This window comes from Caldicellulosiruptor changbaiensis (genome assembly GCF_003999255.1).
Taxonomy (GTDB): domain Bacteria; phylum Bacillota; class Thermoanaerobacteria; order Caldicellulosiruptorales; family Caldicellulosiruptoraceae; genus Caldicellulosiruptor; species Caldicellulosiruptor changbaiensis.
The window spans coordinates 935,473-947,697 of the sequence record NZ_CP034791.1 but is presented as its reverse complement, the minus strand read 5'-3'; the positions used below and the strand labels follow the sequence as shown (position 1 = coordinate 947,697).

Genomic DNA, 12,225 nt, shown 5'->3' with positions numbered 1-12,225 from the left:
TTATTTATACTCTGTTTTTTTCTAAGTCCTTGAACTTTGTATGCTTGTCCAAGAACAAAAGCTCAATTGTTCCGGTCGGACCATTTCTATGCTTTGCAATTATAAGCTCTGCTATGTGTTTTTTGTCAGTGTCAGGATTGTAATACTCATCCCTGTACAAAAACGCAACAATGTCAGCATCTTGCTCAATTGCACCACTTTCACGAAGGTCAGAGAGAATCGGTCTGTGGTCAGCCCTTGTTTCAGGTGCACGGGACAGCTGTGAAAGAGCAAGTACTGGGACATTTAGCTCTCTTGCCAAGGCTTTTAATGACCTTGAAATCTCGGCAATCTCCTGTTGTTTGCTCTCAAACCTGCCGCGAGCAGTCATAAGCTGCAAATAGTCAACCATAACAAGTCCAAGTCCCTTTTCTTTTAGTTTTAGCCTTCTGCACTTTGCCCTCATCTCGCTAACTGTTATGGCAGGTGTGTCGTCAATATAAATTGGAGCATTTGACAAAAGTGCCAAAGCCTTTGCAAACTTTTTCCACTCTTCATCCTCTAAGTTGCCAGTACGAAGTTTGTGACTGTCTATCATTGCTTCTGAGCAAATCATACGGGTTACAAGCTGTTCTTTTGACATCTCAAGCGAAAATATAGCAACAGGAACACCTGCCCTTAAGGCTGCATGCTGGACAATGTTAAGTGCAAAGCTTGTCTTGCCCATTGCAGGCCTTGCAGCAATCAAAATCAGATCTGATGGCTGAAGCCCTGCTGTCATTCTGTCAAATTCAGCAAATCCTGTTGGCACACCTATGATATGTGATTTTCTGAGATACAGTTCCTCTATCTTATTGTATGTTTCAATTAATATTTCTTTTAAATGAGAAAAATCTCTTGAGCTTTTGTGAGAAATCACATTGAAGATAGTCTTTTCAGCAAAATCAACTATATCTTCAACTCTTTCTGTCTGGCTTTTACACTTTTCTATTATCTTCATTGATGAGTTTATAAGCTTTCTAAGTAGCGACTTTTCCTCAACAATTTTTGCATAATATGTAGCATTTGCAGATGTTGGCGTGTTTATAACAAGATTTGTCAAATATTCACTTCCACCAACCGCCTCAAAGCTTCCTCTTTCCCTTAGCCGTTCTGAAACTGTTATAACATCTATGGGCTTACCCTCTTCAAAAAGGTCCATGATAGCCGCAAAAACTTCTTTTAGCTGTGGGGTTGCAAAATCTTCTTCTGTCAAAATCTCTGTGATGTCAGATATTACCTCTTTGTCAAGAAGCATTGCCCCCACAACAGCCTCTTCTGCCTCGCGGCTTTCTGGCATTTCACTGTGGCTTTGGAGAATATCAGGTTCCATGGTCAAATCACTTCCTCTTTAGCTTGAGGTCACATGGACTTTCAGCTTTGCCAAAACGCCCTGATAAAGCCTAATTGAAACCTCATAACTTCCAATTTGTTTTATTGGATCTTCAAGATCAACCTTTTTCTTGTCAATGTCAATTCCAAGCTGTCTTTTTATCTCATCAGCTATCTCTTTGTTTGTAATAGACCCAAAGAGTTTTCCGTTTTCACCTGCTTTCGCTTTTATAATTACGTAATTTTTCTCAAGCTTGTCTGCAAGCTCTTTGGCAAGCATAAGCTCTTTTTCTTTTTTCTTCTGCTCAGCCTCTTTCTTTTCTTTTATGTGCTTTTCTAACCCCTCTGTTAAAGGTGCTGCGAGCTTTCTTGGAATTAAGTAATTTCTTGCATACCCATCATTTACTTCAACAATTGAGTCTTTTTTACCCAAGCCCTTGACATCCTGAAGAAGCACAACTTTCATAGCAAAACCTACTCCCCTTTTTTATTTTTAAGTTTTTTGATTTTCCATAATGTATTCATCAATTGCTTCGAAAAGTATATCTTTTGCCTCTTCCAAGGTTACATTTTCAAGCTTGCTACCTGCTGTCTCCAAGTGTCCGCCACCACCTATTTTTTCTAAAATTAGCTGGACATTTATCTTGCCGTTTGACCGGGCACTAATTAATACTGTGTTGTCTATTTTGCAGACTACAAAAGATGCATCAATCCCTTTTATATTCAAAAGCTCATCTGCTACCTTTGCTATTATAACATTATTCCTGCAAGTTTGTGAATAATCAATAACAACTGCAATATTTCCATAAAGTACCTGTGCATTTGATATAAGCTGGTGCTTTAAAATGAAGTCTTCCAAGTCCTCTTTTAGATATTCCTTTATATTCTCAGGCAATGCCTCATTTTCTCTAAGGTATGTTGCAACCTCAAATGTCCTAACACCTACATTTTTGGTAAACCCTCGCGTGTCAATCATAATACCAGCAAGCATAATTTCTGCTTCAACTTTTTTGAGCTTTATTCCTTCATAACTCAAAAGCTCAGCAACGAGCTCTGATACAGACGATGCATATGTCTCTGAATAGCAAATGAGAGCTTGTTCAATCCAGTCAGCTGCTCTTCTGTGATGGTCAATTACAATTATCTTCTCAAAACTCAGAATCATATTTGGCATATCAACGTAACTTATCCTCTGCGTATCAACAACAAACAAAAGTGAATTTTTTGTCTTTAGCTTGAGCGCCTTTTGCTCGTCAATTATCATGTTTTCATATTGAGAATCTGATTTTATCATTTCAACGAAATCCTTTATAGTTGGGTTAAAAGAATTTATAACAATATATGTCTCCTTGTTTAAATTTAAGCAAAGTTTCGCAAGACCAACTGAGGCACCTAAACAGTCTAAGTCAAAATACTGATGGCCCATGATAAAAACCTTGTCAGAGTGCTTTATAATTTCTTTTATAGTCTGTGCCATGACACGTGAGCGGACTTTTGAGCGTTTTTCATGCTCTTTTGTCTTCCCGCCATAAAATTCAAACTTTCCATTGTAGAAAACCACAAGCTGGTCGCCACCACGTGAAAGTGCCATGTCCAGCGCTGTTTTTGCATCTTTTTGAGCTTGGAATATAGAGTCATCTCTTATTCCAATACCACAGCTTATTGTAGGAATTATTCGATTATACAAGTTTACCTCTTTTATCTGATCAAGTATATTAAATCTTCTTTCTTGCATTTTGTAAAACGCTTCTGTATTACAGATGAAAAGGTACTTGTCTCTTTCATATTTCATCAAAAACACATCAGACCTTATCTGGTTATAAAACCAGTCCATGACCCGCCTTTCAATCTCAGATGCAATGTTCGATTTTGAAACCTCCGGTGCAGAATTTAAAACATCGTCGTAGTTGTCAATCGTAAGATATCCAAAGACCACATTCTGAAGTTCAAAAGTTTTCTGAAGTGCAACATAATCTGTTATGTCAATAAAGTAAAAAAGCCTCAAATACCTTTTGTCGTTTTTCTCTCCCTCTACCTCAACAAGAGTAATAAAGACATTGAAAAAATAGCTCTGATACTCAAAACTATCCAGCCTTGGCTTGTTATCTAAAATTGCCTGATAAAGTTCTGGAAGTTCATCTTTTAGATTTTTTCCAATTAGCCTCTTGTTTTTTGATATTTCCAGAAACTTCTGGTTATGCCATATAATGTCTCCGTTGTACTCTGTTATAAGTATAGGCAAAGGGAATTTTAAAAGTGTGTCTTTTGACGCTGTATCAATGTTTAGTGTCAATGTCTCGATAAATTCTAATAACTGTCTATTTTTCTTTCTGTTTATCGTAATATTGTATGCTGCAAGTAAGATTATAAGCGAAAAGCAGATGATGCCAATTTGAAGGTTATAGTATAAAATTACCAAATTAAAAACAAGAGAAAGTACAAAACCTGCTTGAGAAACAGAAAAATCAAATTTAAAATGGGCTTTTTTATCTTTCACAATTTCACCTTCTTTGGTCCTCTTTTCTTAAAATCAAATACCAAATCTAAAAAGCCGATTAAAAACATTATCGGTAAAATTTGAAAACTAAAAATTATAATAACAATCATCATCCAGCCTCTAAAAAATGGCGAAGAAATCTTCTCAGTAATAATTGCATATATTAAAGAAAGGGATTGGATAAAAAGAAGCCATAAGAGAATTATTATCATGTTGCTGACAACAATGTACAATAGACTCACCTGTGTCAGGAAGAAGGAAAGTATATAAAATATAATAACACCTATTGTAACTTCTTTTGGCATAAATAGATTTTCAAAGCTCAGAAAATCCCTTTCAATTTTTAACCTTTTTGCAGTCCATTTTAGAATATAGTAGGCAATAAAACCAAGTGTAATTGCTACTACTATGACAAAACTTGGTACCATGAGTTTTAAAAATTCAGCAAACTTGTCAAGCAAAACATCTTCGTTTAAAGCTTTAAAATATCCCTCAAGAATTTTCTTTAAAAACAAAATCATTTCATTTATAACGTCAATCCTATACAAACTTTTGATTGCCTTTATTGTAAAAACCAGATGTATCAAAAACCCAACTGCCAGAGTTAAAATATCCAATATATAGCTTTTTACGTATTTTAAAACAATATAAACTGTAACCGGTACAATGTAGATAATCAAAAGATACACAAATGCTATTGGAACTTTACTCATCAACATAAGTCCAATACTTGCAAAGACATATGAGATTATAACCCTTGGAATAAAATTTTCTTTAGAAAATAAAGTATATAAATGAACAAATAAAAGTAGCAGCAGAGGATTAAACTGTGATAAAAATAATACAAATTGAAGCAGAGCAAAAACACTAATAAATAAAAATTCTTTTGCCAACTTCTTCATACTCTTCTCATCCATCCTCATTTTTTAGTTTACTTCTGTAATTACCGAATAAGACCCAAGAAGCTTATAAAATGCAGACTTTCTCTGCACAACTTTTAGAGCATCACTCACATCCTCTTCATCTATAAACCCATCAATATCAACAAAAAAAACATACTCGCCAAGACTTGTCTTTGCCGGTCTTGATTCTATTTTAGTTAAATTTAAATCATATAGATTAAATATGGCTAAAATCTTATATAAACTTCCAGGTTTGTCATATGTTGAGAATATTATTGATGTCTTGTTCTTTTCTCCTCTTTCAAAATTAGGAATCTTATTCAAAACAAAAAACCTTGTAAAGTTATTGTCATGATTTATTGGTCCATCTATAATCTGCAGGTTATTTTGCTTTGCTGCAAAGAGCGAACAGATGGCGGCATCAACCTTACCCTCTGCGCACATCCTTGCCGCATACGATGTACTGTTTACCTGTATTAGCTCTGCGCCCTTGTAATTTTGTCTTAGATAGTCATGACATTGTGAAAATGCCTGCGGATGTGAAGCAATCGACCTTATCTTCTTTGTATTCTCTCTGCTACAGAGGTAATGCTCAACCTTTAAAACTATTTCTCTTATGATATAAACATCTGCTCTCAAAAGATTGTCAAGTGTTGTTGATACGCTTCCTTCAATGGAATTCTCAACAGGTACAACACCATAGGTTTTTTCATCCTCATCTACAACCTCAAATACATCATCTATTGTATCACAAGGTAGGAGGTCTATATTTTCATCTTTTATAAATCTTTTTGCAGCTTCATAAGAATACGAACCAATGGGACCTAAATAGGCAACCTTCACCTTTTCACCTCAAATCTGCTTTTTATATATTTTAACATTGATTTTATAAGTATTAAAGGCTCAAAATAAAGTTAAACAAAAAAGGTCCTTTGACCAGTAAACTTGCGGCCAAAGAACCCTTTTGGAAAGCCCATTTATATTATAAAAACTTTACTTTTCACCACAAAGCTCTAAAAGTCTCTCCCATCTTCTATCAACTTCCTGCTGAATCTGCTCAATTAGATGCTCATTTCCTTTCTTGAATAGGTGTCTGAATCTCCCCTGTGTCTTTAAGAACTCAACAACAGGAAGCTTTTCTTTTGGCTTGTATGTGAGACGATACTGCCCATTTACAACCTCGTAGAGTGGCCAGAAGCATGTATCAACTGCAAGTTTTGAAATTTCAATTAGCTTTGATGTTTCATATCTCCAACCTCTTGGACATGGAGCCAAAACATTCAAAAATGCGGGTCCATCTGTGTATAAAGCCTTTTCAGCCTTTTCAATCAAATCTTTCATATTTGGAGTAATAAAAGCTGTTTGAGCAACATATGGGATACCATGTGCAACCATTATCTCGGTCAAATCTTTTCTCCATTGCATCTTACCAGGTAAAACTTTTCCTTGGGGTGAGGTTGTTGTATCAGCATAAAGCGGTGTTGCAGAAGATCGCTGGATACCTGTGTTCATATAAGCACCGTTGTCATAGCAAACATATACCATGTTGTGACCTCTTTCCATTGCACCGGAAAGCGACTGAAGACCTATATCGTATGTTCCACCATCGCCACCGAATGCGATGAATTTAAATTCACCTTGAACTTTTCCTTTTTTCTTCAAAACCCTGTACGCTGCCTCAGCACCTGCAATTGTTGCAGCAGCGTTTTCAAATGCACTGTGGATAAATGAATCCTTCCATGCTGTGTACGGATAAATACAGCTTGAAACCTCCAAACAACCTGTTGCAACACCAACAACTGCTCTGTCTTCTGGCTTTAAAGCTCTTAAAATTGCTCTTACAGCAACGGGCGCACCGCAGCCTGCGCACATTCTGTGCCCGCCTGTAAATCTTTCAGGTCTTGCAGCAAGCTCTTTTATATTGTATGCCATTTTAAAGCGCACCTCCTTATTCTCTCACGCCAATGTAGTTGTAAACTTCTCCAACATTGCCTGTTTTGACAATGTCAAGAAGTCTGTCATATATCTTAGCAATGTCATCGGTTTTAACATCTCTTCCACCAAGACCATAAATGTAGTTGATAACTTTGATGCCATCTGCTCTACCATAAAGAGCACTTGTAACCTCTGTAAATAGAGGACCACCTGCAGCGTTAAAGCTGTCTGTCTTGTCCATTACAGCAATTGCTTTAAGGTGCTTAAGTGCCCCTACAATCTCTTCAACTGGGAATGGTCTGAAAAGCCTTGGCTTAAGCAAACCTACCTTGTATCCTTTGCTTCTGTACTCGTCAACCACAGCTTTAGCCGTTCCTGCTGTTGAGTTCATAACAACAATTGCAACCTCAGCATCATCAAGTTTATAGGTTTCAAAAAGTCCATACTTTCTTCCACTTATCTTTGCAAACTCATCAGCTACCTCTAAAACTACCTTCTTTGCATTTCTCATAGCCTCTGCTTGTTGTCTTTTGTGTTCAAAGTAGTACGGTGGCAAGTCTAACGGACCCATTGAAATTGGATTTTGTTCATTCAAAAGGTAATATTCAGGATTGTACTCACCGATGAAGTTTCTGACAACCTCATCTTCTAAAAGTTCTATATTCTCAACAGCATGGCTTGTGATAAATCCATCATAACATACCATAACAGGAAGTCTTACATCCTTGTGCTCTGCAATCCGGATTGCCTGAATCAAAGAGTCATATGCCTCTTGATTGTTTTCGCAATAAATCTGAATCCATCCACTGTCTCTTGCACCCATTGAGTCTGAATGGTCATTGTGAATATTGATAGGACCAGAAAGTGCTCTATTTATAACCGCCATTACTATCGGAAGTCTCATTGAAGCAGCAATATATAGCATCTCCCACATCAGAGCTAAACCTTGTGAGGATGTAGCTGTCATTGTTCGAGCACCTGCTGCTGAAGCACCGATACAAGCACTCATTGCACTGTGCTCAGACTCAACAGCAACAAACTCTGTATCTACCTCACCATTTGCAACAAATTGAGAAAAATACTGTGGTACCTCAGTTGAAGGTGTTATTGGAAACGCGGCAACAACATCAGGGTTTATCTGTCTCATAGCATACGCTATTGCCTCGTTACCGCTAAGTCTATCACGAATTGCCATTATTCTATTCCCTCCTCTATTAAATTCTTACTTCTGTTCTTCTACAAAGTCAAAAGCCTTAAATGGGCAAACCTCTGTGCAAACGCCACAACCTTTGCAATGGTCATAATCAACGCCAATCATCTTGCCATTTTCAACCTTTATAGATGAATCTGGACATACATAGAAGCAAAATAGGCACTGCTTGCATTTATCTTCATGCCAAACAGGTCTCATTGTTCTCCAGTCGCCTGTTTTGAAATCCTCTGCATTGCCTGGGTCGATGATTACACCCGCTGGGGTTATCTCCTTCCATGTAACCTCTTCTGTTATCTTCATCTTTCTCATTATCCTTGCACCTCCTGCATTCCTCTAACAAACGCCTTTAAGTTACCCTCTATAACATCTGGTTTGGTTGCAAACTTGTGCTTGAGTGACTCCTCCATATCCTTAATAGCTTCATTTTCAGGAATAATGCCTGTTACCTTAATAACAGCACCCAACACTGGGATATTTGGGAAATACTTGCCCAAGCACTCTATAGAAATCTTTCTTGCGTCGATTGTGTAAACCTTGCCATCAAAGTCACCTAAAAGCTTCTTGATCTCATCTGGAGACTTTGGAGTGTTTACAATGATTGCACCATCTTTTTTGAGCCCTTTTGTAACGTCAACACTGCCAATGAGTGTCTCATCAACAACCACAACATAGTCTGGTTCATAGATGTTGCTATGGATTGTAATTCTCTCATCGCTTATTCTGTTGTAAGCTGTGATTGGGGCACCCATTCGCTCAGGACCATATTCAGGAAATCCTTGAACGTATTTCCCTGTGTTGAAAGCTGCCTCTGCTAAAAGCAGTGACGCTGTCTTGGCACCCTGTCCACCTCTTCCGTGCCATCTTATTTCAATCATCTTGCCCATGTTCGTACCTCCTTTTTTAAAACGTTACAGTCTTTTATTTGAACTATCAAGAGAATCAATATTTAATACTACCCTTTTATTATATATTTTAAATGTTAAAAAATCAACATATTTTTGAATACACCATAACTGTAATTATTTGTTATATGGCTTGATTTGTTTTTGTATATAGGGTATAGTTATTTTCGATGAAAAATTTTTAAAAGAAGCTTGTGGAGGGAGAAAGTGAAGGGCAAAAATGCTAAAATTGTGTTAAACATTATTGCAATATTACTTTTTTTAATTGCAATTGTCTTAGTTGGAGCAAAGTATTCAAAACAAATAATAGCACTCACATCAAGCCCAAGCAAATTCAGAGATTGGGTACTTTCTTATGGAAAGTGGGGCGTACTGGTTTTTATACTTTTCCAGGTTCTACAAGTTGTAGTGTCAGTTATTCCAGGTGAAGCTGTTCAGGTCTCTGGTGGATACATCTATGGAACTTTCGCGGGCACTTTTTACTCACTCACTGGGATAATGCTCGGTTCAGTAATAGTCTTTTGTCTTTCCCGACTTTTAGGATATAACTTAATCAAAAAAATTGTATCAGAGAAAAGTTTAGAAAAATTTTACTTTGTAATAAACTCGCCAAAAATTGAGGCAGTGATATTTCTTCTATTTTTAATTCCTGGAATACCAAAAGATATACTGGTGTACATTGCTGGACTTTCTCCAATTAAACCTATTAATTTCTTCATAATAACAGCCATTGCAAGATTCCCTGGAATTTTCTTTTCATCTTATTTTGGCAGCAATTTAGAAAAGAAAAATTATGAAGTTGCAATCGCAGTTGCAGTTGTGGCAATTGTTCTTTTCATAATCGGTCTTGTTTACCATGAAAAAATTATAAAAAAGATATCTTCTCTTGTTCATAAAAAAAGGTAGCAGCCTTTTTAAAAGGCTGCTACCTTTTCTGTTTTTTTACTTTATAATGTCTGTGCCCATATACTTTCTTAAAACCTCAGGCACAACTACACTCCCGTCCTTTTGCTGGAAGTTTTCAAGTATTGCTGCAACAGTTCTGCCCACTGCAAGACCTGAGCCATTTAATGTGTGGACAAAGTCGAGCTTTCCATCTTTTCTTCTAAACCTGATATTTGCTCTTCTTGCTTGATAGCTTTCAAAATTAGAACAAGATGAAATTTCAACATACCTTCCGTAACTTGGCATCCAAACTTCAATGTCGTACGTCTTTGCAGACGAAAATCCTAAATCACCTGAACAAAGCAAAACAACCCTGTATGGTAATCCTAAGTGCTTTAGCACATCCTCAGCATCGGCTGTAAGCTTTTCAAGCTCATCATAAGAATCTTCTGGTTTTGCAAACTTTACAAGCTCAACCTTGTTAAACTGATGCTGGCGAATAAGCCCTCTTGTGTCTTTGCCAGCAGCACCAGCCTCTGCCCTAAAACATGCAGAGTAGGCAACATATTTTATTGGCAAGTCTTCTTCTTTTAGTATCTCTTCTCTGTGGTAGTTTGTAACAGGCACCTCCGCAGTTGGAATCAAAAAGTAATCATCTGTTGTTTTAAAAGCATCTTCTTCAAACTTTGGAAGCTGCCCTGTGCCAATCATAGATTTTCTTGCAACCAAAAATGGTGGGAAAAGCTCAACATAGCCGTGTTTTTCTATGTGAAGGTCAAGCATAAAGTTAATTAAGGCTCTCTCAAGCCTTGCACCAAGCCCTCTGTAAAATGTAAAGCGGCTACCTGAAACTTTTGAGGCTCTTTCAAAATCTAAAATCCCTAATTTTTCTCCTATTTCCCAGTGAGGCTTTATCTCAAAATCAGGAACCCTTGGCTCTCCCCATCTGCGCACCTCAACGTTCTCTGTATCGTCCTTGCCAATCGGTACAGACTCATGAGGAATATTGGGAATGGTTAGCAAAATCCTTTCTATCTCATCCTCGACTTCTTTAACCTGGCTATCTAGCTCTTTAATTTTATCAGACAACTCTTTTAGCTCATTCATAAGCTCTGTTGTGTCTTTTCCTTCCTTTTTAAGCTTTGGAATCTCTTTTGACTTTTGATTTTGAGTGGCTTTCATTTTTTCTACTTCTGCAAGAAGTTTTCTTCTCTTCTCGTCAAGTTCTAAAATAGGAGTAATTGAAATATCCTTATTTCTTTTATTGAGCCCTTCTTGGACTTTTTCTGGGTTTGATCTTATAAACTTTAAATCAAGCATTTTATGGTCTCTCCTTCTATAGTTAAGTTATTTTTCTAAGGTTGATTATAAAGTTATCTATAGTTTAAATCTTATCAGTGTTTTCAGAGCTTGTAAATATTTTATCACAAAAAGCTGCCACTTTACAAACCCCAAGAAATGTTGTATTATATTATTTGCAAAATTTAAAAAGATGCGCCCGTAGCTCAGCAGGATAGAGCAATGGTTTCCTAAACCATGTGCCGGAGGTTCGAGTCCTCTCGGGCGCACCATTAACCTTTCTAAAACACTTCTTTTTTTCTTTTCGCAGATACTCTCTTAAGGTGGTATTGTATTATTCCAGGTTTTAGATTACATTAGTTGCCAAGTCTTTGTAAATCATTGTTTAGTTTATTTAAATTATACTGAAATTTTTATTGTATATTGACTTTTCTACATAAATAGTATATCTTTTTAAAGAAATACTTTGCAATAATTATGAACTGTGGAACGATTATAAAATCAATAATGAAAGGAGGAATTATATGTTTAAATTGCGTTTATTCATCTTTACACTATTGTTTCTTGTTCTTATATTTACCTGTCCAATTAAGACAGTTGCAAATGATGATTTTGTTTTTCCTCAAAGTCATATCAAAAAACTAACTTCTGAAGACATCTTTAATACTCTTGACGCATATAGAAAATTAAATATTGCTCGGAACGAAATTTTTGCAAGACATGGACATATTTTTGACAACAAAGAACTACGAAAATATTTTCTATCTAAAAAATGGTATAAGCCTATTAAAAAAGTGTCTTTTGATCAACTCAACAGTATAGAAAAATACAATGTTATGTTAATTTTATACTTTGAAAAATATTATTATAAAAGCAAATTATTTGTTGATAACAAATATAAAGACGAGATACTTTTCTTCCCTGCAGACAAAGTAGTTCATTTTGATTTAAACAACGATGGAAAAAAAGAATCTATCACTTACAAAATCATTAATAAAGGTTTTTCTCTGCAGGTAAATAATCAATTAACAACAAATGAACTGTATACAAACCTCCAGAAAAGATTTGCAATTGTTGATATCGACAAGTCTGACAACTATAAAGAGATTGTTATCTTTGACGAAGGTCCAAGCAATGATTATACATCAATTTTTTATCAATTTTTTAGAGGTTGTTGAATAAAAGAAATAACCATATAGAGTAAACATAGTAACAAAAGAAAAAAGCCCCCTTGTGTTATAA

The 12,225-nt window shown here is 36.1% G+C and carries 12 protein-coding genes and 1 tRNA gene; 3 read left to right on the top strand and 10 right to left on the bottom strand.

Features of this window, described 5'->3' with window-relative positions:
* Window positions 1-4 precede the first annotated feature (4 nt).
* The 9 genes from dnaB to ELD05_RS04320 all read right to left on the bottom strand — a co-directional run bounded on the left by dnaB (window position 5) and on the right by ELD05_RS04320 (window position 8,781).
* The gene (gene dnaB / locus ELD05_RS04360; protein ID WP_127351512.1) at window positions 5-1,351 is read right to left on the bottom strand and encodes a replicative DNA helicase; all 1,347 of its coding nucleotides are present in this window, start codon (window positions 1,349-1,351) and stop codon (window positions 5-7) included.
* 18 nt (window positions 1,352-1,369) lie between these two features.
* On the bottom strand, window positions 1,370-1,816 hold the full coding sequence (gene rplI / locus ELD05_RS04355; protein ID WP_127351511.1) for a 50S ribosomal protein L9: 447 nt from the start codon (window positions 1,814-1,816) through the stop codon (window positions 1,370-1,372).
* Between the two features lie 27 nt (window positions 1,817-1,843).
* On the bottom strand, window positions 1,844-3,847 hold the full coding sequence (locus ELD05_RS04350; protein WP_127351510.1) for a DHH family phosphoesterase: 2,004 nt from the start codon (window positions 3,845-3,847) through the stop codon (window positions 1,844-1,846).
* Window positions 3,844-4,749, bottom strand: coding sequence for a DUF2232 domain-containing protein (locus ELD05_RS04345; RefSeq protein WP_127351509.1), 906 nt, complete (start codon window positions 4,747-4,749; stop codon window positions 3,844-3,846). The genes ELD05_RS04350 and ELD05_RS04345 overlap by 4 nt, the downstream gene beginning before the upstream one ends.
* 24 nt (window positions 4,750-4,773) lie before the next feature.
* Window positions 4,774-5,592: a prephenate dehydratase gene (gene pheA / locus ELD05_RS04340; RefSeq protein WP_011916998.1), complete on the bottom strand. Its 819-nt coding sequence runs from the start codon at window positions 5,590-5,592 to the stop codon at window positions 4,774-4,776.
* A gap of 150 nt (window positions 5,593-5,742) precedes the next feature.
* Window positions 5,743-6,681, bottom strand: a complete 939-nt coding sequence (locus ELD05_RS04335; RefSeq protein ID WP_127351508.1) for a thiamine pyrophosphate-dependent enzyme — start codon at window positions 6,679-6,681, stop codon at window positions 5,743-5,745.
* Between the two features lie 16 nt (window positions 6,682-6,697).
* Window positions 6,698-7,879: a pyruvate ferredoxin oxidoreductase gene (gene porA / locus ELD05_RS04330; protein ID WP_127351507.1), complete on the bottom strand. Its 1,182-nt coding sequence runs from the start codon at window positions 7,877-7,879 to the stop codon at window positions 6,698-6,700.
* A gap of 27 nt (window positions 7,880-7,906) precedes the next feature.
* The gene (locus tag ELD05_RS04325; protein ID WP_127351506.1) at window positions 7,907-8,206 is read right to left on the bottom strand and encodes a 4Fe-4S binding protein; all 300 of its coding nucleotides are present in this window, start codon (window positions 8,204-8,206) and stop codon (window positions 7,907-7,909) included.
* Entirely contained in the window at window positions 8,206-8,781 is a 576-nt protein-coding gene (locus ELD05_RS04320; protein WP_127351505.1) for a 2-oxoacid:acceptor oxidoreductase family protein, read from the bottom strand. Before ELD05_RS04320 ends, ELD05_RS04325 begins: the two co-directional genes overlap by 1 nt.
* A 225-nt stretch (window positions 8,782-9,006) precedes the next feature.
* On the opposite strand from ELD05_RS04320, the gene ELD05_RS04315 reads away from it, so the two are divergent.
* Window positions 9,007-9,705, top strand: coding sequence for a TVP38/TMEM64 family protein (locus ELD05_RS04315; RefSeq protein ID WP_127351504.1), 699 nt, complete (start codon window positions 9,007-9,009; stop codon window positions 9,703-9,705).
* A gap of 36 nt (window positions 9,706-9,741) precedes the next feature.
* Here ELD05_RS04315 and serS read toward each other — a convergent pair whose 3' ends face one another.
* On the bottom strand, window positions 9,742-11,004 hold the full coding sequence (gene serS, locus ELD05_RS04310) for a serine--tRNA ligase (protein ID WP_127351503.1): 1,263 nt from the start codon (window positions 11,002-11,004) through the stop codon (window positions 9,742-9,744).
* Between the two features lie 174 nt (window positions 11,005-11,178).
* Here serS and ELD05_RS04305 point away from each other — a divergent pair.
* Both ELD05_RS04305 and ELD05_RS04300 read left to right on the top strand, forming a co-directional pair.
* Window positions 11,179-11,255 (top strand) — tRNA-Arg (locus ELD05_RS04305).
* A gap of 252 nt (window positions 11,256-11,507) precedes the next feature.
* Entirely contained in the window at window positions 11,508-12,161 is a 654-nt protein-coding gene (locus ELD05_RS04300) for a YARHG domain-containing protein (RefSeq protein ID WP_127351502.1), read from the top strand.
* Window positions 12,162-12,225: the final 64 nt, after the last annotated feature.

Coding starts and splice junctions, on each gene's coding strand:
- dnaB (WP_127351512.1), bottom strand. CDS start 1,351: ATGGAACCTGATATTCTCCAAAGCCACAGTGAAATGCCAGAAAGCCGC.
- rplI (WP_127351511.1), bottom strand. CDS start 1,816: ATGAAAGTTGTGCTTCTTCAGGATGTCAAGGGCTTGGGTAAAAAAGAC.
- ELD05_RS04345 (WP_127351509.1), bottom strand. CDS start 4,749: ATGAAGAAGTTGGCAAAAGAATTTTTATTTATTAGTGTTTTTGCTCTG.
- ELD05_RS04335 (WP_127351508.1), bottom strand. CDS start 6,681: ATGGCATACAATATAAAAGAGCTTGCTGCAAGACCTGAAAGATTTACA.
- porA (WP_127351507.1), bottom strand. CDS start 7,879: ATGGCAATTCGTGATAGACTTAGCGGTAACGAGGCAATAGCGTATGCT.
- ELD05_RS04325 (WP_127351506.1), bottom strand. CDS start 8,206: ATGAGAAAGATGAAGATAACAGAAGAGGTTACATGGAAGGAGATAACC.
- ELD05_RS04320 (WP_127351505.1), bottom strand. CDS start 8,781: ATGGGCAAGATGATTGAAATAAGATGGCACGGAAGAGGTGGACAGGGT.
- serS (WP_127351503.1), bottom strand. CDS start 11,004: ATGCTTGATTTAAAGTTTATAAGATCAAACCCAGAAAAAGTCCAAGAA.
- ELD05_RS04300 (WP_127351502.1), top strand. CDS start 11,508: ATGTTTAAATTGCGTTTATTCATCTTTACACTATTGTTTCTTGTTCTT.